The organism is Streptomyces sp. NBC_01381, from assembly GCF_026340305.1.
Lineage (GTDB): Bacteria > Actinomycetota > Actinomycetes > Streptomycetales > Streptomycetaceae > Streptomyces.
This window is the reverse complement of sequence record NZ_JAPEPI010000001.1, coordinates 589,313-613,408: the sequence shown is the minus strand read 5'-3', so window position 1 is coordinate 613,408 and position 24,096 is coordinate 589,313. Positions and strand designations below refer to the sequence as shown.

The 24,096-nt window shown below is 70.5% G+C and carries 23 protein-coding genes; 14 read left to right on the top strand and 9 right to left on the bottom strand.

Features of this window, described 5'->3' with window-relative positions:
* Positions 1–468: 468 nt before the first annotated feature.
* Positions 469–666, top strand: coding sequence for a hypothetical protein (locus tag OG453_RS02995; RefSeq protein ID WP_266869963.1), 198 nt, complete (start codon positions 469–471; stop codon positions 664–666).
* A gap of 18 nt (positions 667–684) precedes the next feature.
* Here the strand turns inward: OG453_RS02995 and OG453_RS02990 are convergent, their stop codons facing one another.
* Positions 685–1,599, bottom strand: coding sequence for an SGNH hydrolase domain-containing protein (locus OG453_RS02990; protein WP_266864223.1), 915 nt, complete (start codon positions 1,597–1,599; stop codon positions 685–687).
* Positions 1,600–1,794: 195 nt separating this feature from the next.
* Between OG453_RS02990 and OG453_RS02985 the strand changes: the two genes are divergently transcribed.
* A complete protein-coding gene (locus OG453_RS02985) occupies positions 1,795–2,178 on the top strand; it encodes a nuclear transport factor 2 family protein (RefSeq protein ID WP_266864221.1) in 384 nt (127 codons plus the stop codon).
* Positions 2,179–2,280: 102 nt separating this feature from the next.
* Positions 2,281–3,408: an NAD(P)/FAD-dependent oxidoreductase gene (locus tag OG453_RS02980; protein WP_266864219.1), complete on the top strand. Its 1,128-nt coding sequence runs from the start codon at positions 2,281–2,283 to the stop codon at positions 3,406–3,408.
* A 9-nt stretch (positions 3,409–3,417) separates the two neighbouring features.
* On the opposite strand, the gene OG453_RS02975 is transcribed toward OG453_RS02980, so the two are convergent.
* Positions 3,418–3,843 (bottom strand): MarR family winged helix-turn-helix transcriptional regulator, encoded by a 426-nt coding sequence (locus OG453_RS02975; RefSeq protein ID WP_266864217.1) that lies wholly within the window; start codon positions 3,841–3,843, stop codon positions 3,418–3,420.
* A 98-nt stretch (positions 3,844–3,941) separates the two neighbouring features.
* Here OG453_RS02975 and OG453_RS02970 point away from each other — a divergent pair, with 98 nt between their 5' ends.
* Positions 3,942–4,850, top strand: a complete 909-nt coding sequence (locus OG453_RS02970; protein ID WP_266864215.1) for an LLM class flavin-dependent oxidoreductase — start codon at positions 3,942–3,944, stop codon at positions 4,848–4,850.
* A gap of 82 nt (positions 4,851–4,932) precedes the next feature.
* Here the strand turns inward: OG453_RS02970 and OG453_RS02965 are convergent, their stop codons facing one another.
* Both OG453_RS02965 and OG453_RS02960 read right to left on the bottom strand, forming a co-directional pair.
* Positions 4,933–5,298 (bottom strand): PH domain-containing protein, encoded by a 366-nt coding sequence (locus tag OG453_RS02965; RefSeq protein ID WP_266864213.1) that lies wholly within the window; start codon positions 5,296–5,298, stop codon positions 4,933–4,935.
* 270 nt (positions 5,299–5,568) lie between these two features.
* Positions 5,569–6,246 carry a DUF4232 domain-containing protein gene (locus OG453_RS02960; RefSeq protein ID WP_266864211.1) on the bottom strand — a complete coding sequence of 226 codons (678 nt, stop codon included), beginning with the start codon at positions 6,244–6,246 and terminating at the stop codon, positions 5,569–5,571.
* Positions 6,247–6,507: 261 nt separating this feature from the next.
* Between OG453_RS02960 and OG453_RS02955 the strand changes: the two genes are divergently transcribed.
* The 3 genes from OG453_RS02955 to OG453_RS02945 all read left to right on the top strand — a co-directional run bounded on the left by OG453_RS02955 (position 6,508) and on the right by OG453_RS02945 (position 8,145).
* Positions 6,508–7,053, top strand: a complete 546-nt coding sequence (locus tag OG453_RS02955; RefSeq protein WP_266864209.1) for a DUF6232 family protein — start codon at positions 6,508–6,510, stop codon at positions 7,051–7,053.
* A gap of 107 nt (positions 7,054–7,160) precedes the next feature.
* On the top strand, positions 7,161–7,379 hold the full coding sequence (locus tag OG453_RS02950; RefSeq protein ID WP_266864208.1) for a hypothetical protein: 219 nt from the start codon (positions 7,161–7,163) through the stop codon (positions 7,377–7,379).
* Positions 7,380–7,434: 55 nt separating this feature from the next.
* Positions 7,435–8,145 carry a Crp/Fnr family transcriptional regulator gene (locus OG453_RS02945; protein ID WP_266864206.1) on the top strand — a complete coding sequence of 237 codons (711 nt, stop codon included), beginning with the start codon at positions 7,435–7,437 and terminating at the stop codon, positions 8,143–8,145.
* A 15-nt stretch (positions 8,146–8,160) separates the two neighbouring features.
* Here the strand turns inward: OG453_RS02945 and OG453_RS02940 are convergent, their stop codons facing one another.
* Positions 8,161–8,688 carry a Pycsar system effector family protein gene (locus OG453_RS02940; protein ID WP_266864204.1) on the bottom strand — a complete coding sequence of 176 codons (528 nt, stop codon included), beginning with the start codon at positions 8,686–8,688 and terminating at the stop codon, positions 8,161–8,163.
* Positions 8,689–8,873: 185 nt separating this feature from the next.
* Between OG453_RS02940 and OG453_RS02935 the strand changes: the two genes are divergently transcribed.
* Genes OG453_RS02935 through OG453_RS02925 form a run of 3 tightly spaced genes read left to right on the top strand, consistent with a single transcriptional unit; the run spans position 8,874 to position 15,201 of the window.
* Positions 8,874–9,716, top strand: coding sequence for a hypothetical protein (locus tag OG453_RS02935; RefSeq protein WP_266864202.1), 843 nt, complete (start codon positions 8,874–8,876; stop codon positions 9,714–9,716).
* The gene (locus OG453_RS02930) at positions 9,713–14,224 is read left to right on the top strand and encodes a hypothetical protein (protein WP_266864200.1); all 4,512 of its coding nucleotides are present in this window, start codon (positions 9,713–9,715) and stop codon (positions 14,222–14,224) included. The genes OG453_RS02935 and OG453_RS02930 overlap by 4 nt, the downstream gene beginning before the upstream one ends.
* A complete protein-coding gene (locus OG453_RS02925; protein ID WP_266864198.1) occupies positions 14,221–15,201 on the top strand; it encodes a tetratricopeptide repeat protein in 981 nt (326 codons plus the stop codon). The genes OG453_RS02930 and OG453_RS02925 overlap by 4 nt, the downstream gene beginning before the upstream one ends.
* A 48-nt stretch (positions 15,202–15,249) precedes the next feature.
* Here the strand turns inward: OG453_RS02925 and OG453_RS02920 are convergent, their stop codons facing one another.
* Both OG453_RS02920 and OG453_RS02915 read right to left on the bottom strand, forming a co-directional pair.
* Positions 15,250–16,896: an acyl-CoA dehydrogenase family protein gene (locus OG453_RS02920; protein ID WP_266864196.1), complete on the bottom strand. Its 1,647-nt coding sequence runs from the start codon at positions 16,894–16,896 to the stop codon at positions 15,250–15,252.
* Positions 16,897–17,437: 541 nt separating this feature from the next.
* Entirely contained in the window at positions 17,438–18,073 is a 636-nt protein-coding gene (locus OG453_RS02915; protein ID WP_266864195.1) for a TetR/AcrR family transcriptional regulator, read from the bottom strand.
* A gap of 218 nt (positions 18,074–18,291) precedes the next feature.
* Here OG453_RS02915 and OG453_RS02910 point away from each other — a divergent pair, with 218 nt between their 5' ends.
* Together OG453_RS02910 and OG453_RS02905 are read left to right on the top strand one after the other, a co-directional pair.
* On the top strand, positions 18,292–18,549 hold the full coding sequence (locus tag OG453_RS02910; RefSeq protein WP_266864194.1) for a hypothetical protein: 258 nt from the start codon (positions 18,292–18,294) through the stop codon (positions 18,547–18,549).
* A 115-nt stretch (positions 18,550–18,664) separates the two neighbouring features.
* Positions 18,665–19,879 carry a cation:proton antiporter gene (locus OG453_RS02905; RefSeq protein WP_266864193.1) on the top strand — a complete coding sequence of 405 codons (1,215 nt, stop codon included), beginning with the start codon at positions 18,665–18,667 and terminating at the stop codon, positions 19,877–19,879.
* Positions 19,880–19,891: 12 nt separating this feature from the next.
* On the opposite strand, the gene OG453_RS02900 is transcribed toward OG453_RS02905, so the two are convergent.
* Positions 19,892–20,296: an SHOCT domain-containing protein gene (locus tag OG453_RS02900; protein WP_266864191.1), complete on the bottom strand. Its 405-nt coding sequence runs from the start codon at positions 20,294–20,296 to the stop codon at positions 19,892–19,894.
* Positions 20,297–20,431: 135 nt separating this feature from the next.
* On the opposite strand from OG453_RS02900, the gene OG453_RS02895 reads away from it, so the two are divergent.
* Together OG453_RS02895 and OG453_RS02890 are read left to right on the top strand one after the other, a co-directional pair.
* Positions 20,432–21,808 carry a hypothetical protein gene (locus tag OG453_RS02895; RefSeq protein ID WP_266864189.1) on the top strand — a complete coding sequence of 459 codons (1,377 nt, stop codon included), beginning with the start codon at positions 20,432–20,434 and terminating at the stop codon, positions 21,806–21,808.
* A gap of 152 nt (positions 21,809–21,960) precedes the next feature.
* The gene (locus OG453_RS02890; protein WP_266864187.1) at positions 21,961–23,190 is read left to right on the top strand and encodes a serine hydrolase; all 1,230 of its coding nucleotides are present in this window, start codon (positions 21,961–21,963) and stop codon (positions 23,188–23,190) included.
* 38 nt (positions 23,191–23,228) lie between these two features.
* Here the strand turns inward: OG453_RS02890 and OG453_RS02885 are convergent, their stop codons facing one another.
* Positions 23,229–23,954 carry a transporter substrate-binding domain-containing protein gene (locus OG453_RS02885; RefSeq protein ID WP_266864185.1) on the bottom strand — a complete coding sequence of 242 codons (726 nt, stop codon included), beginning with the start codon at positions 23,952–23,954 and terminating at the stop codon, positions 23,229–23,231.
* Between the last annotated feature and the right edge of the window lie 142 nt (positions 23,955–24,096).

Genomic DNA, 24,096 nt, shown 5'->3' with positions numbered 1-24,096 from the left:
GTGCGCGGCCGGTCCGGGGATGGGTGCCGGTCTCGTCAAGCGTCTGGCGGCCGGATCTTCTGGGGTGGCCGTCGCTTCCCGGTCGAGAGGTGGGGGTGGGGGACCTACTTTGGGAAAGTAGTGTTCTGGCACAAGGGGGGCGCGCGGCACTACGAAACGCAACTTTGCCGAAGTAGGTTCCCCACACCCCCCTCTCTCTGCCTCTCTCCCGGCCGGGGCCGGAAGATCCGGTCGGTAGACGCTTGACGAAGCCGGGACCCATCCCCGAACCGACCGCGCACCCCTCCCACCCGGCTGCGCTGATACGAACCAGTCCGCACCCGGCCGCGAAGCCTGATGACCCGACCGGCGGTCCCCGTGAGCCCCGCTTCGTGGCCGCCCGGTCATATGGCTTCTCGCGGTGGAGGGGTGGGTGTCAAGGGTGGAGCGAAGCGGAATCGGCGAAGCCGACGCGACGAAGGAGCGCCCTTGACTCCCGGCCCGGAACCGCCAACCTCAGGACAACCGGGCGGCCCCGGTGCCAATCAACTACCGCCCTGGGACGAGCCGCTGTTCTCCCGGACCTTCGCGGGGCCCGGGCGCACCCTGGCCAAGGGTGAGGTCCGGGACGCCGTGGCCGACGCCGTGACCCGTGAAGCCGAGCCCGAACCCGGAAGTGCCGCGTGATCGTCGTCCGTCCCGGGCTCAGGACACCTCGGCCACGACCCGCGTAACCTCCGCCGCCATCCGGCGGATGCCGGGTGAACGGGTCGGGCAAGGGCGGGACTTGGGCGTCGTCGGTGCCAGGCAGAAGTGCAGGTAGTCGTCCGCCCGGTGCAGGGCCGTTCGGTTGCCGGAGTCCGTGCAGTACTTCGGGTGTTCCCGCTCGTACGCCGTGCACGGCAGCTTCTCGACCCAGGTGTATCGGTCCGATGCCGGGGCGACCGTGCCGCCCGCGTCGGCCACGCGCCCGCCGGAGGCCCGCGCCTGCCTCTCGTAGATGCCGTTCACGCGCCGCACGCGGTCCGGCGTGATCGGGTCGGGGCCCTGCAGCACCCACACCACGCGGGGCCCGTCCGCCCCCGCCGCCGCGTCGATCTGCGCGGCCAGCGCCTCCGCGTCGGCCGCGTATCGCTCGAAGTACTTCTCGCGCTGCTTGTCGTACGTGATGCCGTCCATGCACGGCGTATAGCCCCACGCGTTGCCCCAGAACTGCAGCACCACGACATCCGGCCGCTCCGCGCGCACCAGGGCGGCCGCCTTGTGCTTGTCGGGGACGAGGGAGTCCTTGTCCGTGTCGTCGAGGTAGTCGCACAGGGTGGTGCCGGAGTAGGGCGCGCTGCGGTAAGTCGCGCCCAGTTCGTCGCGGAGGAGCTCGCCCAGGACGTTCTGGTTCTCCATGGCGAGGGAGTCCCCTAGGTAGAGCACCTTTGGGGCCTTCGGTCGGGGCTTTTCGGCGGCGCGCTGCTGGGTGGTTGACTTCGGCGGCCCGGAGGGTTCGGCCGGGCGCTCGGCCCGGGGGGCTTCGGCCGGCGCGGCCCCCGTGCCGGAACCCGGGTCGCCACATGCCCCGAGCAGCAGCACACCGGCGATGACTCCACCGATCCACGGCTTGCGCATACGTCAACTCCCGCCCCAGCGACCGAAAGGGTCCCCCAGGCAAGCACAGTCGCACCCGTGTGAGAAGACACGGGGCAGCGTCCTGGCGCGTTCGCATTACCCCGGACGTAATCGACCCTTGCCCGGCGGCCCGGCAAGCTCAACTCATCGCCACACCACGCCGGTTGGCCATCGAATCGCTGGAGGCTGATTTCCATGACTGCTCACGACACCGCCGCGTACGAGACCGCCGTCGCCCGCTACTTCGAGGCCTGGAACGCCGAGAGCGCCGACGTCGTCGCCAAGGCCGTGGCCGCCGCCTGGGCCGAGGACGGCACCTACACCGACCCGCTGGCCGACGTCTCCGGGCACGCCGCCCTCGCCGCCGTGATCGCCGGGGCGCACGAGCAGTTCCCCGGCTTCAAGTTCCGGCAGACGGGCGCCGTCGACGGCAATCACCACATCGTGCGCTTCTCGTGGGAGCTGGTCTCGGTGGCCGACGGGTCCGCCCCTGTCGCCGGGTTCGATGTCATCGCGCTCGCCGACGACGGCCGCATCCGCACCGTGCACGGATTCCTGGACCGCGTGCCGACGGACTGAACGGGCGGGATGAATGGCCTGAACGGATTGCAGTTCGTTCCGCGAACTAATATGGTTCGTGGGACGAACTACTTCCTCTTCGGGTCACCAGGAGCGAGAACCATGAGTCGCGCAACAACTGCTGGACAGGCCGGCCGTCGCACCGTCGCGGTCATCGGTGGCGGATACGGCGGCGCCTCGGTCGCCAAGGCCCTGGACGACGAGGTCGACGTCGTCCTCATCGAGCCCAAGGACGCCTTCGTGCACGCGGCCGGATCGCTGCGGGCCCTGGTCCGGCCCGACTGGGCGGGCGACAACATGTTCTTCCCGTACGACAGGCTGCTGCGGCGCGGCAAGGTCATACGGGAGCGGGCCGCGTCGGTGGACGTCGCCGGCGTCACCCTGGAATCCGGGGCGCGCGTGGATGCCGACTACGTCGTCCTGGCGTCGGGCTCCGGGTATCCCTTCCCGGCCAAGACGGATACGGATGTGACCAGCGAGGCGCTTGAGCGTATCCATGCCGCGCACGATGAACTCTCGCGTGCGGAGAGGGTGTTGCTCGTGGGGGCCGGGCCCGTCGGGCTTGAGCTGTCGGGTGAGATCAAGGCGGTGTGGCCGGAGAAGCGGGTGACGGTCATCGACCCGGCCGAGCAGCTCATGCCGGGATTCCTGCCGGAGGTGCGTGAGGAGTTGCACCGCCAACTGGATGTGCTGGGCGTCGACTTGCGGCTCCGTACCGCGCTCGCCGAGGAGCCGCCGTCGGAGCCTGGCCGTACGAAGAACTTCACCGTGGCGACGACCGACGGCGGTTCCGTCACCGCCGATCTCTGGTTCCGTTGCTACGGCGTACGTGTCAACGGTGGATACCTTGGGGACGAGGCCTTCGCCGGCGCCCGCACCCCGCAGGGCCAGATCCGGGTCACCGAGACGCTCAACGTCGTCGGCCATGAGCACATTTACGCGCTGGGGGATCTCACCGCCCTCGCGGAGGCCAAGATGGCGGGGTACGCGATGAAGCACGCAGAGGTGATCGCGGAGAACATCACCGCCCAGCTGCGTGGCGAGCGCCCCGCGGCCACCTATGTCCCCGCGCCGACCCCCTCCGTCCTGCTTCCGCTGGGCCCGGACGGAGGTGTGGGGCAGGTGCCGACGCCGGACGGGCCGACGGTTCTGCCGGCGCAGGCGGTCAGCGAGTACAAGGGCAAGGACCTCTTCGCGGGGCGTTTCGCGGAGCTGTTCGGCACGGCGTGACCCGCCGGCTCAGTCGGCGAAGACCGCGGGCACCTTGTTGTCCCGCACCACCCGGGCGAGGAGCTCCACGAGCTTGGCGCGCTCGGCCTCGCTGAAGCCGACCGGCAGCTCGTCGACGCGGCGGCAGGTCTCGGCGTAGAACGGCTCGACGACGCCGCGGCCCTTCGGGGTGAGCGCCACCTGGACCGCGCGCCCGTCCCGGGGGTCGGGCTCGCGCCGTACGAGCCCGTGCTGGGCGCTCCGGTCCACCAGGCCGGTGAGGCTGGACTTCGCGAGCCCCAGCATCGTGCCGAGCTCGCTCATCCCGAGCGGCCGGCCCATCAGGACGCAGAGCAACTGCCCCTGCTGAGCGGTGAGGCCGTACTCCCGGGCGGCCTCCGCGTACACGGCGTTCACCAGGAACGAGGAGCGCACCAGTGCGGTCGCGATCCTCATCTCTTCACCCTCGGAATTCCCCATTGCCTCAGAATACGGCAGGGCGGCGTGATGAGATTCGTACCACGAACTATTTAGTGAGAAGGGTGTGCGAGGGTATGGCTGAAAAGGTGCATTTCGGGATCGGTATCAGTACGGCCGTGGACGAGGTCGAGGAGACGTTGCGGCTCGCGGTCCGTGCGGACCGGGCGGGGCTCGATCTCTTCACGGTCTCCGACCACCCCTACTACGGCGCCCGTCTCGACGCGTACGCCCAGCTCGGCTTCGTCCTCGGCCGTACGGAGTCCATCGCGGGCCTGGTGAGCGTGACCAACCTGCCGAGCCGCCCCGCGCCGATGCTCTCGCGCACGGTGACCTCGCTGTCGGCGCTCTCCGGCGGCCGGATCGTGCTCGGCATGGGGGTGGGCGGGCTCTGGGACGAGATCACCAGACTCGGTACGGAGCGGCTTGGCCCCGGGGCGGCGGTGCGGGCCTTCGAGGAGGCGATCACCCTGGTGAAGCTGTTGTCGGGCGGTGGCGATCCGGTGACCTTCGACGGTGAGTTCTACCAGGTCACCGGCCTGGAGCCGGCTGCCGCCGCGGCTGCCCCGGTCTGGACGGGCTCGGTCGGCCCGAAGTCCCTCGCCGCGACCGGCCGGGTGGCCGACGGCTGGATCCCGGGCCACGCGGCGGACTGGCTCAGCCCCCGCTACCGCGAGTCCCGCCCCGTCATCGACGAGGCGGCGGCAGCGGCGGGCCGCTCCCCCGAGGACATCGCCACGGTCTACAACATCCCCGGCGTCATCACCGAGACCCCGCTCACCGCCACCCGCGACGCCGAAGGCCGCTGGCTCGGCGGCTCGGTCGCCCAGTGGACGGAAGAGCTGACCGGCGCCGTGCTCGAACACGGCGCGTCCGGAATCATCCACTTCCCGGTGGGCGACACCCCGCTGGACATCTCACTCGGCCGCTGGGCCGAGGAGATCGTCCCCGCGGTGCGAGCGGCCGTCGCGCCGGCGGCGGTGTGAGGCCGCGCCCCGAAGGGGCGCGGGGAACTGCGCGACCAGCCACGACGGACTCGCGGACGAGTACCGCACTCCCAGCGGAGCGCTACCGCGCCACGTACTGCGTGAGGATCGCCTGCACCTCGTAGATGTCGACGCCCTTGGTGAAGGTCTTCTGGATCGGCTCATGGCCGCCCGAGATCCAGATCTTGAGCTCCGCGTCGAGGTCGAAGTGCCCGGCGGTCTCCACCGCGAAGTGCGTGATGCTCCGGTACGGAACGGAGTGGTACTCGATCTTCTTGCCGGTTATCCCCTGCTTGTCGACGAGGACGAGCCGCCGGTCGGTGAAGAGCATGGTGTCGCGGATCAGCAGATACGCGGCCTGCACCTGCTCACCGTGCCCGAGCAGCCGCGCGTAGTCCTGCTGCGCCTTGCCCGGATTGATCGTGTGCGCGTTCCCGAACAGTGCCATGACGATCCCCCATGTGGTTGGCCCCGCTGAACCTATCCAGCGGGATCATCCGACTGTAACGCGGTGCCGGGATCAGCCCCGAAGGTCGCACCCCGTAGCCGACCGCGCGCCAACTGGCCTGGCTGGGCGCGGAGGTCATCATCCGCCCCTGGTCCCAGCTCGCCCGCCACGGCGAGCGGATCAAGCTGCCGATGTACGAGGGCGGAGCCTTCCGCGGGCCGCACTGGCAGGGGGAGGCGTGAACTCCCGTCACGCCCTCCACACTCCCGGTCAGAAGTCGTACGGCTTGGCGGTGTTCCAGTTGGTGACCTCGGCGGTGTCCCAGGTGAACTCCGAGGGCGCGCCCTTGCCGTCGAAGGCCTCGTTGTCGTAGCCCGGACCGCTGTCGCCGGTCTGGTCGCGCAGGGCGAGGGAGAGCTGCGAGGAGGTGTGGGTCTGGTCGCCGTCGGCGAAGAGGGCGACGGCGGAGTAGACCTTGCCGCCGGGCTTGATGGTGACCTTGGCCGTGCCGCCGTCGGCGTCCTTCGAGGTGTGGGGCAGGACGTCGGTGGTGTCCCCGAGCATGACGGACGGGTACGAGGTGACCCAGCAGGGCTTGGTGCCGGCGTTCACGGCGGTGATGAGGAGGTGCTCGCCCTGTTCCGCCGGGAAGCGGTGCAGTACGGAGTACGACATCTCGTCGCCCTTGCAGGGCTGGGCAGTTGCGGCAGTGGCTCCGGAGCCCTGGCCGCTGTCGGCCTGGACGGTGCCACCGGACGTCTCGGCCGAGGCTTCTCCGGAGTCCTGCGAGCCCTTCGACCCGTCGACGGTGGTGCCGGCGCCCTTGCCGCTGTCGGCCTTGGCTCCGTCCGAGCCGCTGTCGCTGCCGCCGCCGCAGGCGGTGAGGGACAGGGCGAGGGCGGTGGCGGCCGTGGCGAGGACGGTGGCGCGGATTCGGTTGGTACGCATTGTGAGGTTCCCCCGTGCGGTGGTCTGGGTCTCCGCGGCGGTGTCCTCCGCGGTGATCACCACACTGCCGGGGCCCGCTGACGTCCCACTTACGCCGGACTGACGTCCCGCTAACGTCCTCCTGTGAGGCCTCAGGGAAAGGTGAGTTTCCGCGCGTACCCCGACCGGGTCGTACTCTTCAAATTCCCTTGTAGGAATGGTGGTTGGAGAGGATGCTCTGCCTCACGGCGGACTCTGTCCGCTTCGGGGGAAGGGCTCATCATGGCCAAGCGCACGGTCATTGTTGTTCAAGTGGCCCGAGGAATTCTCTGGGTCGGTGGCGAGGCATATCCGCTGCACAACATCGCCCGGGCCACGACGATCAGGATCGAACCCGACCGTAAGGCCGCCGTGTGGCGTTTCATCAGGTACGCCGTGATCCTGGCGATCCTGACGGTGGCCGCCTTCGCCGCGAGCGACAGGATCGACTGGTCCGGCGGTGAGTACGGCAACGAGCAGGACGTCATGCGCGGCGTGACCATCGTCGTGCTGGTCCTGGCTGCTGCCTTCACGATCCAGTTGTGCCTGGTCCTCGCGATGCGTACGTACTACGCGTTGGTCATCGAGACTTCGGGGACGCCGCGGGCCGTGCTGGTCAGCGCGGACCCGCGTGAAGTGGGCGGGCTCGTGTATCAGATCACGGATGCGATATCGAATCCGCAGGCCAACTTCCGTACGGAGATCACTAACTTCTACAACAGTCACATCGGCGACAAGATCAATCAGATCGGCGGCGTCGGTAATACGGGGAAGCGGGTGGGAAGTTGAACGGCGGCAATCACTATGGGGACTCCGTCACGCAGACCGGCGGTATGGGAAATGTCGGAATCAACAAGAATCAAGGGCCAGTTGACCCGCAGGCGGCCTTCAGGGAAATGATCCAGGCAATTCAGGTGCTGCGGGGTCAGGTCTCCGCCGAGGACCGGCGCGTCATCGATGATTCCCTGGGCGCCATAAGCGCCGGCCGCGACGTCGATCCCGGAACCCTGCGGCTCGCCCTGAGCGCCATCGGCGGGGTCGCGACGGTCGTCGGCGAGGTCGGGGCCCCCGTGGTCGCGGCGATCCAGCGGGTCCTCGCGCTCATCGCCGGATGAGACGGACAGACAGAACAGGCGTACCCCGATCCGGGGCGTGAACTACGTTTGGCCCATGTCCACGCCCATGCCCAAGCCCGAGGAGTGGCCCGCCCGCAGTCTGCTGGGGATGCTGTCACCCGCGGCGCGGCTGGAACTCCTCGGCCTGGGCACCGAAGTCCGGTTCGACGCCGGTGACGTACTGCTCCGCGAGGGCATGGACGACCGGCACGTACTGCTGCTCCTGTCCGGCTTCGTCAAGGTCACCGCGAGCGTCGAGAACGGCGAGACCTCGCTCCTCGCGGTGCGGGCCGCCGGGGACACCGTCGGCGAGATGGCGGCCATGAACGGCGCCCCCCGCTCGGCCACCGTCACCGCCTGCGGTCCGGTCACCGCCCGAGCACTGCGGACCGGCGAGTTCCGGGAGCTGCAGCTGCGCCGCCCCGAGGTCTCCATCGCGCTGACCGGCATCGTCGCCGACCGGCTGCGCTGGGCGAACCGGCGGCGCCTCGACTTCCGCGGATATCCGGCGAAGGTGCGCCTTGCCCGGCTGTTGGTGGAGTTCGCCGCGTCCTATGGATCCGCCCGCAGCGGCGGAGTCGTCATCGGCTGCCGGCTCACGCAGCCCGAGCTGGCCACGCTGGTCGGTGCCGCCGAGACGACCATCCACAAGGTGCTGCGTGAACTCCGCGACGAGGGCCTGCTGGAGACCGGCTACCGCTCCACCACCATCCGCGACCTGCCGAGCCTCAGACAACTCGGAGATCTGGCAGGTGAAACCCCTTAGCCGGTCGGTCCGGGCTCACAGCAGTGCCGGCTGCAACGTCACGCTCAGCCCCGCGCTGACGCCCATGACGGCCGTGCACACCACCGCCGCCGTCAGCCAGCGGTACTTGCGTACGGCGACATGGGCGAGGAACCGCACGGTGTGCGACAACTCCCTCCGGTCCGCGGCCTCGTCGGGCCGTGCGTCCTCGGTGCTGGTGGGCAGGATGTCCGGGCCCGATGCCAGGTGCACGAAGCTGTACCGGTTGACGTCCGTGCCCCGCAGCAGCCGCGGGCTCAACGCCGCCGCCAGGCTCACCGCGCCGCCGATCAGACCGCAGACGAAGAGGGTGAGGAGTGTCCCGGCGACCACCGCGGCCACCCCGCCCCGCTCCCAGATCTGCACCGCTCGGCCGCTCCACGAGCCCGCCGTGACGGCAAGGCCCGCCTGCGCCGCCGAGAGGATGCCTGCCTTGGCGTCCGCGTGCTGATGGGTCGTCTGCAGCGCGGTGAACATGTACTGCGCGGGGCGGTTGCCGGTGATGACCTGCCCGGTCCGTGCCATGGACGTTCCTCCGGTCGGTGAAGGTGTGCTCCTTCCACTACAGGGCGAACTCCCTTACAGAACCAGTCACTTCTGTGGGTTCTGCAATCCGTATTTCCACAGGGTTCGACGGCGGGCGGGGGTGTACGAATGTGTGTAACCCGAGAGGTGTCATGGCAGGGAACGGTCAGGATGGGCGGGGCGGCATGGGAGAGTTCGGGCGCAGACTGCTGCTGGCGGTCGACGCGGAGGGATACGGGCGCGCCGATGTGCTGACGCAGCGCGAGTTCCAGGAGGCGATCGCGCGGCTGTCGGGGGAGGCGGCCGACGCCGCCGGGCTCGATCGCGCGCGATGGGTGACGCAGGAGGGCGGGGACTCGCTGTTCGCGGTCCTGCCGGCGGACTTGGGCGCCGCAGAGCCCGTCCTGGTCGACGCGTTCATGCGTGGCCTGGACGCCGGGCTGCGGGCCTTCAACCACAACCGGGTGCGGCAGGCCTGGCTCCGGCTGCGGGCTGCCGTCCACTTCGGCCCGGCTTCGCTGGGCGCCAACGGATTCGTCGGCTCGGCCCCGGTCGAGATCGGACGCATCCTCGACTCCACGGCCCTGCGCACCGCCCTGGCGGAGGCGTCGGACGCCTGCCTGGCCGTCGGGGTCTCGGCTGTCGTCTTCCACGACGTCGTACGCGGGGAGGCGTACACCAGCCTGCGGAAGGACGAGTTCCGGCAGGTGCGTGTCGAGGAGAAGGAGTATCGGGGGGAGGCGTGGATCTGGGTTCCGGGGGGTGGCGGCGTACGGGAGTTGGCCCCGAAGCCGGGCGCGGAGCCAAAGCCGTACTCAAAGCCGTACTCAAAGTCGTACTCAAAGCCGGACACCGATCCGGCCGTCGTCCGCGTCAAGCTAGTCGCAGATGAAGTGGCGGGATACGCCGCCGGCGTCCGCACCGACCAGGCCGGCGGCACCATCGAGAGCACCGCCGAGATCGGCCGCGTAGAGGCCGGCGGAAGCGTCGTCGGCGTGGACATCCGCACCGCCGGAGGCGAGAAGTGACCGCCGACCGCGCCCGGACGGGCGGCGGCCGCGCCTTCGAGGACGTGGTGCGGTCCCGCACGGAGGCGGACTTCGTCGAGCGCCGGTGGCTGTACGACGAGATCGAGCGGGCCCTGGAGTCGGAGCGCGGCCAGTACGTCCTGGTGACGGGCGAGCCGGGAGCGGGCAAGACCAGCCTGCTCGCCGGTATGGCCAAGGCCCGTCCAGAGCGGCTGCGCTACTTCTTCCGGCGGGACAGCCGCACCGCGCTCACCGGCGGTGACATCCAGTCCTTCCTCCTGGCCATCGGGCATCAGCTCGCCCGGGTGCACCCGGATCTCTTCGAGCCGGAACGCCTCGCGGTGGCGGTCCAGCAGCACATCGACTCCGTCGAGGCCGAGGGCCGCGTGGTCGGGATCAGGATCGAGGACCTGAAGGTGTCCCCGTTCCACCGCACCGCCACCCTGGAGGTGGAGCAGCGGATCGGCGCCGTCGAGGGGACGGCCGTCGGCGTCGAGATCGGCACGGCCCATCTGGAGCCCCGGCTCCTCGACCCCGACAACCTCGCGCACCTCGCGCTGATCGGGCCCGCACAGGTCCTCGCCGCACAGGACCCCGACGCCAGGATCGTCATCCTGCTCGACGCACTCGACGAAATCGCCGACGACGACACGACGGAGCCCAGGAAGGGGCTGCTGCGCTGGCTGGCCCGTTCTCCCGAGCTGCCCGCCAACGTAAAAGTGGTCATGACGTCGCGGCCGCACTCCGGGCTCCGGCTTTTCCGCTCGGCGCGCGAGGAGCGGCTCACGGATGTCGTCATCGACGCCGGATCGCCGCAGGTCGTGCGCGACCTCCACACGTACGCGCAATGGGTCCTCGAGACGGACGCCGTCATCGCCGCCGAGCGGGCCAGGGGCAACCTCCCCGGCAGTACGAAGCGGTACGCCGTGCGCAGGGCCGCCGGGAACTTCCTGTATCTGGCCACCTACGCACGGGCGTTGAACGAAGCCGCCGCCGAACGGGACGAGGAGCTCGTCGACAGGCTGCTCGTCTTCAACGGCGTACCGGGGCGGCTGACCGGCCTCTACGGATTCTTCGTGGAGCTGGTCCGCGAGGAGCTCACGCCACGGCCGAGGGGGAGAGCAGGCGAGCCGGCCGGTTGGGAAGGGGTGGGGCTGCCGATCATCGGCACCCTCACCGTGGCGCGCGAGGCACTGACGGAGGGGCAGCTCTCCGCCCTGTCCGGTACGCCCGTACGGGAGGCGCCCGCCCAGCAGGTGCTCGGCAGCCTGCGCTGGCTGCTCGACCGCCGAAGCGACCGGATCGCCTTCTTCCACACCTCGATCGGTGAATTCCTCGTAGGACAGGAAGCCCGCGACAAGCACCCGGAGTGCTGGATCGACGAGGCGAGATGGCACGAACAGATCGCGCGGCACTACCGCGGCGCCGCGGGGAACTGGGCGGAGGTGGAGTGGGCGCGGGTGGACCGCTATGGCCTGCTCCACCTGGTCGCGCACGTGCTGAACGCCGGGCCGCGCCTGTCCGCCGAGGCCGTCGACCTGGTCTGCCCCGGTCTGCGGCGGGCCGTGAGAGCCGAGTTCGGGGCTGAGGCCAGGTTTCTGGAACTGGTGGACGGAATAGCCCACCACGTGGCGGACAGCGGTTCCGTCGCCACCGGGTTGTCCGTCCTGACGTATCTCGGCGTCGTACGTCACCAGGCCGCGCAGTCCAGCAACGCGCTGCCGCCCCGCGTGATCGGCCTGCTCGCCCGGACGGGACGCCTGAAGGAGGCGCTGGAGCACGCGGCCGGAATCGCGCCGTCGCTGTGGCAGTTCACGGCCTTCACAGAGATCCTGCGGTACGCGCGTCCCGGCCCCGATGACCCCTCGTACGACGAACTGCTCGACCTCCTTGTCGAGTGCGCGCTGACGATCCCGCTGAGCGGCACCGGCGACCACCGCGACCTCGACGCAGGGACAGGGATCGCGGTGGCCGCACGGCTGCTCGCGCCGCACGACCTCGAACGCGCCCTGCGGCTCTGGCGCCACGGGCAGGAGATGTCGCCGCGGCGGTCCGGCGCCGCGCCGGAGCCGGCGCCGGACGACGTGTACCGCGCCGCCGCGTTCGCCGCCGCAGGGCAGGACATGGACAGGGCCCGCACCCTCATCGGCCGGATCGGCGGCGGGCGCTGGGCGGACTGTCTGGACCTGGCGGAGCGCGCCGACGACCCCGCCACGGCTCTCAAGCTGCTGCGGGCGGCCGAGGCGTCCTTGCAGGGCGTGGACGCGGCGGACCGCCTCCTGGCACTGGCGAGACTGGCCGCGGCGTGGTCGGCCCATGATCCGGACACCGGCCGGTGGTTCGTCGCCGAGGTGCGCGCGCAGGTCTTCGATGCCGGTGCGGAGGACAGGTTCGGCACCCAACTGGTCAAGGCTGCAGGGGTGTTGGGTGATGTGGACCGGGCCGCCGCCCGCTCTCTGCTGGCGCGCCTGGACACGATCGTGATGAACGGTCATGTGGACCGGGCCGTGCTCGACGGTGCGGGGCTGTGGACCCGTTGGGGGGAGCCGGAGCGGGCGCGGGCTCTGGTCGACCGGTATCGCGCGTGGGCGAACGGCAACTGGGTGCAGCTCGATGTCATGAGGGCCATCGGGCAGCCGGACCCGGCGGAGGAACTGCGGATCGTCGAGCGCGTCCATGCCGCGATCCCGGCGCCGCCCGCCGATCCACGGGCGTACGGATGGCGCAGCGACGAGCGTGACGACCAGCTGGCCGCGGTGGCACGGCGCATGGCCGGGCACGATCTCGGCCGGGCGGCGGAGATGGCGCGGGGGATAGCCCGGACCGCCTGGTACAACGACTGGATATGGCGGGGCGACGCCAGGGACGGGACCGCGGGCTCGGAGCACCTCGGAGCGAGCACGGAGCAGGAGGTCGTCGGACGCGACCGGTACTCGCTCCTCGCGGACATCGCCCACGTCCACGTCGCCCGAGGCGAGAGTGCCAAGGCCGCCGCGCTTCTGGAAGAGATGCTGAGGAGCGGGGAGCGGCCCGTACCGCTCGGTGGCGGCGGCGGCGACGGTGCGACCTTCGTGAGTTCCTCGCCCGAGTCGCTCGAACCGGCTCCCAGGCACGATCTGGAACGGGTGAACATCCACGGCTTCACGGCCCTGTTCAACCTGAGCCACGACTGGGCCGCCCGCGCGCGGGCCCACTTCTACCGCGATCCGGCCGACGTCGTACGCGCCGTCGAGATCGGCTCGTACAGCAGCACGGCCCGAGCGATACGCCGCCTCGCGGTGCGCCTCGCACAGCGTGACCTCCCCCGGGCGGGCGCCCTCATCCAGTCGATCGCGGACCCGGGGGAGCGAGCCATCGGCTTCGCCGACCTGCACCGGGCCGCGCACGGCCCCGGCAGCGCGTCCCACCACGGCCCCGATGCGGAGGCGTTCTCCAAGGAGATCGATCGCGCGCTCAGTGAACTGCCCCGCTACCGGTGGACCGTTCCCGGCGGGGACGACACGGACACCAAGGCGTGGGCGTACGCGCGTCCCGACCACCGTGTCCGCTTCGAGCTCGCGGTGCGCGCCCTGGGCTGCCGGGAGTCGGACATGCTGGCCGTCGAGGAACTGTCCTACCTGTCCATCGCCCACCAGCACGCCATGCGCGCCTGGGCCTCCTCGGTGTACGCCGCCGACCTGATCGACGGGCGGCGCCCCCATCAGATCTTCAGCGAGTTCCATCTCCAGAACCTCAGCCCCGTACGAGAACTGAACCAGGCCGACGAGATGGCCAAGAGCGCGGCGGCCGCGGCCGCGCACCACGAACACCGGGTCGCCCGCGAGGTGCCAGGGCACGGCTTCCGCGCGGCGACCGTGCGCATCGACGACCCGATCTACGCCGCCGCGATCGACCTCGTGACGCCGGCCCCCGGAGCGCCCCTCAGCCCGGCGTTCACGCGGCGGCTGCGCGGGATGCTGGACTCGGGGCCGCTGCCCGCGGCGGCCGAACTGCTCGCCTTCGGCGCGGAAGCCAGGCCGGAGAACCGGAACGAACTCCGTGAGCTGGCCGCCGAGGTCGTCGCGAAGGCCGGGGACGGTTCGGCGATCGGCCTGGACGCACTGGCCGCCCTGGTGGCCGCGCCCGGCATCGGTGAACTGGTGGATCCCGTCGGCCTGTTGCGTGAGGCCGAACGCTGCGAGTTCGCCTGGCCGGGCGAGACGTGGATTCCCCGCGACGCCACGGTCCGCCTGTTCCCCGCTCTCCTTGAGTGCGCCCCGGCGGTCGCGCTGCGCAAGTTCTACGAGATCACTTCGACGAACTGGTCCTACGCCATGGCGCTCTTGGAACACGCTCCGGACGCCCTGCTCGACGCATGGGACGCCGACGCGGGCGCCACCCTCGGCGCGGCCATCGCCCGCGGGCTCGCCTGCACCTCTCCCCGGGGCACGGCACCCGAAGTCGTGGACGGCGTACGGATCGGGCAACTCGCCGCCACGGGCCCCGCGGACGGGGGGCGGGCGTCATGACGCATCCCGTCGACCCCGCGGTGTCGCAGGCGCACGCGGACGTCATCGGCCTGTTCCGCGAGAACCCGGCCGGCGATCCCGCCGAACTGGCAGCCGTATGCCGCGCGGCCAGGGATCGGCTCGCGGCGCTCCCGCCCCTCGACAATCAAGATCCGCGCACCTGGAGCTCGTACGCACTGATCACGAAGGATGTACAGACGCTCATCGGCTACCTGCGCGAGGCGGGCGTACCGAGCAGCGAGCCGGAGCGCTTCCGCGCGTTGCTGATCCGGGTCCTCTGCTACCTCTACGAGGCCGACGACGCGGCGCCGGGCATCCTCCTGGCGGAGATCGTCCACCGCGACTGGGAAGCCAGGATCGGAGAGACGCACCACGACACCCTCAGGGCCTTGGAACGACTGGCCGCGTGCCTGTTCGCGGCGGGCGAGGCGAAGAGGGCCCGGCCCCTCTTCGAGAGGGTGCTGCACCTGCGGTCGAGTACCTTCGGCGGCGACGATCCCGCCACTCTCCTCGCGGCCTGCAACGTAGGCGCGTGCCTGATTGAACTAGGCGACCACCGTGCGGCGTTCCGGCTGAACGAGGACACCGTACGGCGATGTGAGCGACGCCTGGGCAAGGACCACGAGACGACGATCCTGGCCGGCGGAAACCTCGCGAGCAGCCTGCTCCGGCTCGGCGAACTCCGCAAGGCGCTGGCCCGCTTCCGGGACATCCACAAGCGGCGCCGACGGACATCGGGCGAGAACTCCCTGCTGACGCTGGGCGCCGAGGCCAACGTCGCCATGACCCTCGACAAGCTCGGCGACCACGAGGCGGCCCGCGCCATCAACGCGGACCTCCTGCCGAAACTCCAGCGCACGGCAGGAAAGGACCACTCGTCGACCAAGCGCACGCGCAGCCGCCTGGAGGCGAACCTGCGGGCGCTCGGACGGGACGAGGAGGCCGACGAGGTGAACGGGGGAATCCCGAAGTTCTGACCCCTCTGACCTCTCCGGTGCTCGCCCCGCCGCCGCTGCCTGCGCCCGTCAGGCGGGGAGCCGGTCGAGCAGCGCCGCGAAGTCCGTGCCGGGCGGCAGCGTTCCAAAGGCGAGGCCCCGGTCGCCGGCGAGGCGTGAGGCGCAGAACGCGTCGGCGACGGCGGGCGGTGCGTGCCGGACGAGGAGCGAGCCCTGGAGGACGAGTGCGGCCCGTTCGATGACGCGGCGGGCGCGCAGGGGTGCGTCCTCGGTGAGGACGAGTTCGCTCTGCAGCTCGCGCCAGGCCGTGTCGAGGCGCTGGTCGGCGCCGGACGCCGCCTCGACCTCCGTACGGAAGGCTTCGAGGGACTCGGGTTCGCGGGTCAACGCCCGCAGCATGTCGAGGGCGTTGACGTTGCCGGAGCCCTCCCAGATGCCGTTGAGCGGGGCCTCGCGGTAGAGGCGCGGCATGCCTGACGCCTCGTCATATCCATTGCCACCAAGACATTCGAGGGTCTCGGCGACGAAGGCGGGCTGCCGCTTGCACACCCAGTACTTGGAGACGGCGGTGGCAAGGCGCAGAAACGCCCGCTCGCCGGTGTCCCCGCGCTGGGCCCGGTCGGCGGCACCGGCGAGGCGCAGGCCGAGCGTGGTGGCGGCCTCCGACTCCAGGCCGAGGTCGGCGAGCACGTTGCGCATCAGCGGCTGGTCGATGAGCTTGGCGCCGAACACCGAGCGGTGCCGGGTGTGGTGCGCGGCCTGCGCGAGGGACTCGCGTATGTGTCCGGCAGATCCGAGGACACAGTCCAGACGCGTCATCGTCACCATGTCGATGATGGTGCGTACGCCCTTGCCCTCGTCGCCGACGAGCCACGCCACCGTGTCGTCGAACTCGGGCTCGCTGGAGGCGTTGGAGCGGTTGCCGAGCTTGTCCTTGAGGCGCTGGATGCGGAACGTGTTGCGGCTGCCGTCGGGCAGTACGCGCGGGACCAGGAAGCAGGACAGGCCGCCGGGTGCCTGCGCGAGCACGAGGAACAGGTCGTTCATCGGCGCGCTGGTGAACCACTTGTGTCCGCGCAACCGCCAGGTCCCGTCGGCCTGTTCGACGGCGGCTGTGGTGTTGGCGCGGACATCCGTACCGCCCTGCTTCTCCGTCATGCCCATTCCGGCGAGCAGGCCGCGCTTGCCGGCTGGGGTGCGCAGACCGGGGTCGTAGACCTTGCTGGTGAGCAAGGGCTCGTACACCTTGGCGAGGTCGGGGGCGCGCCGCAGGGCGGGGACGACGGCGTACGTCATGGAGACCGGGCACATGTGGCCCTGCTCCAGCATGGTCGCCACCATGAAGGTCGCGGCGCGCGCCACATGCGCGCCGGGACGCTGGTCCGCCCAGGCCGTACCGGCGGCGCCCGCGCCGACCGTGGCCTCCATCAGCGAGTGGTACGCGGGATGGAAGTCGACCTCGTCGACGCGGTTGCCGTACCGGTCATGCGTCCGCAGCTCGGGCTCGTGGCGGTTGGCCTGCTCCGCCCAGGCGCGCGCCTCCTCGCTGCCGGCGAACCGCCCGAAGCGGTGCAGCTCGTCGAGGTGCCACTCGGCGCCCTCCCTGCGTACGCCTTCGAGGAGCACCGGGTCATCGGCGGCGTCGTGCCCGGTCAACGGCGGCGCCTGGTTGGTCACTTCGTGGGTCACGGCAGTGGGGCGACTGGTCACGGGCATCGGATCTCCTCCGGGGCGGCGGGGCGGCGGGCGGCGGGTGGATCAGGCGGTGGGGCAATCGGTCGGGGCCGTGGGGCGGATCGGTCGGTTGGGTCCGTGGGGCGGATCAGTCGGTTGGGTCGGTCGGGTCGGTTGGTCGGTCGGATCAGTCGGTCGGGTTTGTTGGCCGGGTTTGTTGGTCGGGCCTGTCGGTCGGGCCTGTTGGTCGGGCCAGTCGGTCGGATCAGTCGGTCGGATCAGCCGGTCGGATCAGCCGGTCGGATCAGCCGGTCGGGTCGGTTGGCCGGGTTGGTCGGTCGGGTCCGTCGGTCGGGCCTGTTGGTCGGGTCGGGCCGGTCGGGTCGGCCTGTCGGGCCTGTCAGTCGGTCGGTCGGTCCGTCGGGCGGATCAGTCCGTCGGGTCCGTGGGTCGGGTCCGTCGGCCGGGCTGTCGGTCGGGCCAGTCGGTCGGTCTGGTCGGTCGGGTCGGGTCGGCCTGTCGGGCCTGTCAGTCGGTCGGTCGGTCCGTCGGGCGGATCAGTCCGTCGGGTCCGTCGGCCGGATCAGCCGGCCGGATCAGCGGCCGGAACGGCGGCCGGAACGGCGCCCGCGCAGCGCAGCGCCGTGGCCGTGAGTTCGGTGAGCAGTTCGTCGGTGGCCTTCTCGTCCGGGGTGCCGAGCGGGTCGACGAGGACCTCGCCGATCGCGCCGGTGAGCGCGGCCGCGGTGATCTCGCCGTCCTGGGCGGGCAGTTGGCCGCTTGCGATGCCCTCTCGCACCACCTCGGCCCACAGCGCGCGGTAGCGGCGGCGGAAGTCGAGGCGCTCGGCGCCGACCGCCGGTTCGGCGGGGGCGGCGAGCAGGGCGTAGGCGAGGCCGCGGTTCTCCAGGGCGCGCCGTGCGAACACCTCGACGCCGCGGACGAGGCGCTCGACCGGGTCGCCGGGGCCGTGCAGCACCTCGCCGAGCACCTCCACCTCGCGTCCCGCGGCCCGCCGGAACACCTCGACGGCGAGCGCGGCCTTGGACGGGAAGTGCTGGTAGACCGAGCCGGCCGCGATGCCGGCCGAGTCGGCGACGGCGGTCACGGACGCCTGTGACCAGCCCACCTCGGCGACGACGGAGGTGGCGCAGGCGATCAGGTGCTCCCGGGCGGCTTCGAGCCGACGGAGCTCGGCAGGGGTCTTGCGGTAGGCCATGCAAGGAGTGAACCAGCATTCAGAATTTCCCGCCAGGGGGCGGTGCGGTACGAGACGGCCGACACGGTCGTGCGGCGGGGCGACGTCATCGTCGTGACCGGCCGGATCGACGCGGCGGAGGCGTTCGCCACCCTCCCGTGAGCGACTCCGCCCCCATAATTCGCCCGCACGGTCCGCCCCCACATGCGGTACGCCGCCGCCACCCCGACGCTCGGACCATGCGCATCCGTACCCGTACCCGTACCCGTACACGTCTTGCCGTCGCCCTCGCCGCCACCCCGCTGCTGTCCACCGCGTGCGGCGACGACGAGGTCGACACACCCGTCCTGGTCGTCGGCGCCAGCGACCAGGACGGAAAGCCCGCGGACTTCTCCAACTTCGGTGCGCAGCAGGCGGTTTCGGCACCCGGCGTCGGCATCCTCTCCACCCTGCCGACGTACCGGACGAAGGAAACCCTGAAGGACGAGAGATCATGAAGGCCATCCGTGACACGGCGAAGAACCCGGCCGGCCTCGCCAAGCTGGGCGTCGGCATCGTCGACGCCAATGCCGCTGCCGCTGCCGCCGTCGGCAAGGACTGACCGGCAGCGGCATGGACTATCCCGGAACCCTCATCCTGATCATGGCCGTCGCCGTCCTCGCGCCCCTCCTCGCGTACGGCGCCGGCCGCTGGGTCCGCATCCCCCTGGTCATCTTCGAGATCGTGCTCGGGATCCTCATCGGCCCCGACGTACTCGGCTGGGCGCATCAGGACGATCTCATCGAGGTGCTCTCGGAGCTCGGCCTCTGCATGCTCATCTTCCTCGCCGGGTACGAGATCGAGTTCGCGGCGATCCGCGGCGACACCCTGCGCCGCTCCGTCTGGGCCTGGGGGTTCTCCCTCGGCCTCGGCCTCGGCATCGCACTGGCCCTCTCCGGCCTCGACCTCTCCAAGAGCGTGGTCATCGGCACCGCCCTCACCAGCACGGCCCTCGGCACCGTCCTGCCGATCCTGCGCGACAGCGGCGATCTGCGCGGCCGCTTCGGCACCGTGATGATGGCCTTCGGCGCGGTCGGCGAGTTCGGGCCGATCATCGCCATGGCGGTGCTGCTCAGCGGCCGCGACCCGGGAGTGTCCACCGTGGTCCTCGCCGCCTTCGCGGTCATCACGGCGGCGGCGATCTACTGGGCGCTTCGCCCCCACCCGCCGTGGTTCGCCCAGATCATCCGTACGACGCTGCACACCAGCGGCCAGTTCGCCGTCCGCTTCGTGATGCTGCTGCTCGTCGCGATGCTCGCCCTGTCGCACGCGTTCGGCCTCGACGTGCTGCTCGGCGCGTTCGCCGCGGGTCTGCTGACCCGGCTCGTCTTCCAGGGGGCCGCCCCCGAGAGCGGCGATGAGGTCCTCGGCAAGGTGGAGGCGATGGGATTCGGCTTCCTCGTCCCGCTGTTCTTCATCGTCACCGGCATCAACTTCGACCTCGCCTCACTGCTCGACGGCGGCCGCGCCCTCCTGCTGCTCCCGGTCTTCCTGCTCCTGTTCCTCGTCGTACGAGGACTTCCGGCGTACGCACTGGCACCGCGCGACCTGAACCCCGCCGACCGCAGGGCGCTGACCCTGTACTCCTCGACCTGTCTGCCGCTCGTCGTGGCCATCACCACGATCGGCCTGGACGAGAAGGTCCTGGAGAAGGGCGAGGCGGCCGCCCTGGTGGGCGCCGCCATGGTCTCCGTCCTGGTCTTCCCGCTGCTCGCCCTGCGGGTACGCGCCAAGGAGGGCAAGGCCACGACCCGGGAGGGGCCCGCTTCGGAGTCGGAGGCGTGGTGAGGCTTGAGGCAGTCAGGCGAGCAGTTTCTGCTTGGCCGCCTGGAACTCGTCCTCGCTGAGGGCGCCCTTCTCCTTCAGATCGGCGAGCTTGGCCAGCTCGTCGACGTGGCTCGCCTTGCCGTCGCCCTCGGCACTGCCGGCCGCCTTGCGGACGTAGTCCTTGAAGGCCGCTTCCGATGCCTTGGCCTGCTCGACGTCTCTGCGGCCCATGCCCTTGCCGCGGGCAATGATGTAGACCAGTACGCCCAGATACGGCAGCACGATGCAGAAGACCAGCCAGACCGCCTTCCACCAGCCGTTCAGTTCGTGGTCCCGGAAGATGTCGGCGACGACCTTGAACAGCAGGAAGAGCCACATGATCCAGAGGAAGAACCAGAGCATGGTCAGGAAGACGTCGAGGAGCGGGTAATCGTCCATGTCTAAATTTTCCCGCTAATCACCCGTTTCGTCCTGTTGGTGATGCATGTGCAGGGCGCGCGCATGGCGCACCACCTCACCGTGGCCTTATCTGGATCTGTCCCTTCCGGATCACGGTCAGCGAGGACAGGTGCCATGACCGATGCCGATGCCGATGCCGATGCCGATGCCGATGCCGATGCCGATGGCGATGCCGCCGACGCCGGCCCGCTGTCCGCCGCCGAACGGGCCGAGCTCGCCGAACTGCGGACCAGGCTCAGCGCGATGGAGGCCAGTGCCGCACGGCCCAGGAAGCACCACACCCGGTCGTTCTTCGCCGTCGTACTCATCACCGTCGCGGCCGTGCTCGCACCGCTCGGCGTCGTCGCCGTATGGGCGAACGGCATCGTCGGGGACACGGACCGCTACGTGGCGACCGTCGCCCCCTTGGCCTCGGACCCCGACGTACAGGCCGGTGTGACCAAACGGGTGACGGACGCGGTGATGGAGCGGGTGGACGTGGAGCTGCTCCTGCAGCAGGTCGCCCCGGCCGACCGCCCTCGCCTCGAAGCCGCGCTCGGCAGGCTCGAAGGGCCTCTCACCAGCGGACTTCGCGGCCTCGTCGAGTCGGTGACCGCCCGCTTCGTCAGCAGCGACGCCTTCGACACCCTGTGGACGGAACTCAACCGGCGGGTCCACCAGACGGTGGACGAAGCCCTCACCGGCAGCGGCGACGGCGCGGTGCAGCTGAAGGGCGACAAGGTCACCGTCGATCTGGCCCCCGTCGTGGAACAGGTCAAGGACCGCCTGGTCGACAGCGGACTGACTGTCGCGTCGAGGATCCCCGAGGTGCACACCGACTTCACCGTCATGACCTCCGACCAGATCGGCAAGGCCAAGACCGGCTTCCGCCTCCTGCAGCTGATGGGCGCCTGGCTCCCGGTCATCGCGGCCGTCCTGGCGGCCGGCGGCGTCCTGCTCGCCGTACGCCGCCGCAGAGCACTGATCACCGCGGCCCTGGCCGTCGCCGTCGCGGTCGGCATCCTCGGCATCGGCCTCGCCGTCTTCCGCGCGTTCTACCTGGACGCCGTGCCCGCCTCGATCAGCCGCCCGGCCGCGGGCTCGGTCTACGACGCCCTCACCCGCTTCCTGCGCTACACCGTCCGCGCCGTCGTCACCCTCGGCGCGCTCGTCGCCCTCGGGAGCTGGCTCAGCGGCCCCGGCGAGTGGGCGGTCAAGGCGCGCACCATGTGGCGCTCGGGAATCGGCGCCGTACGCGGGGCGTCCGGCGTACGGACAGGTCCCGTCGGACCGTGGGTCCACGCCCACAAGACCTGGCTGAACTGGGCGGTGGTCCTCCTCACGGCCCTCGCCTTCGCCCTGTGGCACCACCCGACGGGCATGGTCACCTTCTGGCTGGCCCTGGGCCTGCTGGCACTGCTCGCCGTCATCGAGTTCCTCGACCCGGAGGACGAGGCCCCGCTCGACGAGCCCGCGGCCCCCGGACAGAACGGAAACCCCACCCCAACCTGACTCGACCTGACCGAGCACGTGCCACGTTGGCCGAACACCGGCCCGATCGAGTGGACTCGAAGGGGCGTGCACGCCAGGAGGACCTCCCACCGGACTCCGGATGGTGCCGTTGACGTTGCCCCTCGGCCCCGATCCGGAAGAAGCGCCCCGACATGCGACGTACTCACTCCCGACGCCTGTTCGCAGCCGCGCTGCTCGTGGCGTCCGTACTGGCCCCGATGGCGGCGACCCCAGCCACGACCGCGACGGCGGACAACCTCGCGGGCGCCGCCGTACGCGACAAGGCCGCCGGGCACGACCAGAACGACTGCCCGCCGGACAAGCGCCTGGGCCGCGGCCTGACCGCCCGCCTCGACAAGGCCATCGCGGGCGTCCGCAAGGAGGCCGGCATCCCCGGTGTCGCCGTCGGGCTGTGGATGCCGGGCAAGGGCTGCTACGTCCGCGCGACCGGTGTCGCCGACAAGCACACCCGCCAACCGATGAGCACCGACCTCTACTCGCGGATCGGCAGCGAGACCAAGACCTTCACGGTCACGGCGCTGCTGGAGCTCGTCGACGACGGGAAGATCGGCCTCGACGACCCGATCGCCCGCTACGTCCACGGCGTCCCGAACGGCCACCGGATCACGCTGCGCCACCTCGCCGAGATGCGCAGCGGCCTGTACCCGTACACGGACGACAAGGACTTCGTGCACGACCTGCTGAGCGACCCGAGCCGCTCGTTCACCCCGCACGAGGTCCTCGCGTACGGCTTCAAGCACCACAACACCTTCAAGCCGGGCACCAAGTTCCAGTACTCCAACAGCAACTTGGTCCTCCTCGGCAAGGTGATCGAGAAGGTGACCGGCCAACGCGCCGCCGACGTCATCAACGAGCGGGTGCTCCACCCGGCCCACCTCGACCACACGCTGTTCCCCGACGGCGCCGAGTTCCCCGAGCCGCACGCGCACGGCTACACGAACCAGACGCTGAGCGGCAAGGTCGCGGACTCCACGCACTGGAACCCGAGTTGGGCCTGGACGGCCGGGGCGATGATCTCGAACATGCACGACCTGCGCCGCTGGGCCAAGGTCGTGGCCACCGGGACGCTGCTCAGCCCGGAGACCCAGAAGCAACGCCTCAAGATGCTGCCGACCGGCTACCCCGGCACGAACTACGGCCTCGGCATCTTCTCGAGCGGCGGCTGGATCGGCCACAACGGCTCGATCCCGGGCTACGAGAGCGTGACGGTCCATCTCCCCTCGAAGAAAGCGACGTTGGTGGTGCTGATCAACACCGACATCACCCACGAAGGCCAGGAACCGTCCTCACTGGTGGCCCGAGCCATCACAGAGATCGTGACCCCCGACAACACCTACGACCGCCCGCTCCCGCTGCGCTAGAAGCCTGAGCGTGCTGGAGCGGCTGACGAGAATCGAACTCAAACCGTGGTGGGGGCAGCCAGAGTCGGGTCCTGACCGGAGTGGCGCAGGGCCTCGGCGACGAATCCGGACGCCACCAGCTCGGTCACGAGTTCGATGAGGAACTGCGTGGTCTTCGGACGCCGCCCCTTCGTGGTACCCATGGCCTGCCGGATCGTCATGAACGCGGGCTCCAGCAGGCGCAGTTCGGCCCGCCGGGAAACGTGCGCGGTCAGCGGTTGGCGGATGCCGGCCGCCACGTCCAGGCCCTCGGCGTGAAAAACGTCGACCCCGTCGTCGCCGCGCACCACGGTGGCGTGACGCAGGGTGCGGCTCAGGTAGAGGTCGTACGCGGACCCCTTCTTGACGCCGACGCGCACCCCGTCCCGGTCCACGTCATCGGCAGATACGAACGCCGAGTTCACCGGAGCCGCGTACACCCCCTCGATGTGCACGTACGGCGCACTGAACGCGACGTCCTTCTCGCGCTCCGGATCCACGGCCAGGAAACACAGGTCGGCGCGGCCCTCGGCCATCGCGGCGTACGACTTGCGGGCCGCATCGAAGCAGCTGAACCGCACCGGCAGAGCCAGCCGTGCGGCAACCTCGCGGGCAAGCTCGACCGTGACTCCGGACGGCTCGTCGGGGGTGCCCTGGGCGAGGACCGGGTTGCCGAGGTTGATGGAGGCGCGCAGCACTCCGGTGGGGGCCAGGTCGTGCGCAAGCTCCGCGTCTATGGGCGTCATGGCCCGAGCCTAGGCGGCTGTGGCTGTCCTGCAGCCACTGAGCCTGGACAGCAAAGAACCCCCGGGTCCAAGACCTGGGGGTTCAAACAAGAGCGGGTGACGAGAATCGAACTCGCACTCTCAGCTTGGGAAGCTCAGGCGA